The following is a 255-nucleotide window of genomic DNA, read 5'->3' as shown; positions in this document are numbered from 1 at the left end:
GAGGTTTTACCTGAAAGTGGTCCTGAAAACGAAGCTCCTATTGCTAATGCTGATACTGCAACCACACCTGAAGGTACTCCTGTTGATATTGTGGTCTTAGCTAACGACTTTGATCCAGATGCTGATCTTATTATTATTACTAACAATACAACGCCAGATAACGGAACCGTTACTGTTAATACTGATGGGACTATTACCTATACGCCTAATGATGGATTTATTGGTGAAGACACTTTTGAATATACTATTTGTGAT

General features: G+C 38.0%; 1 protein-coding gene. It reads left to right on the top strand.

The annotated features are described in order from the left end of the window. A partial coding sequence (locus tag V6251_RS15565; protein WP_341589034.1) for an Ig-like domain-containing protein occupies positions 1-255 on the top strand: 255 nt, incomplete at both ends.

The sequence above is a fragment of the Olleya sp. Ti.3.14 genome, from assembly GCF_038154885.1.
Taxonomy (GTDB): Bacteria; Bacteroidota; Bacteroidia; order Flavobacteriales; family Flavobacteriaceae; genus Olleya.
The sequence above is the reverse complement of the archived record's forward strand: the minus strand, read 5'-3'. Positions and strand labels throughout refer to the sequence as shown.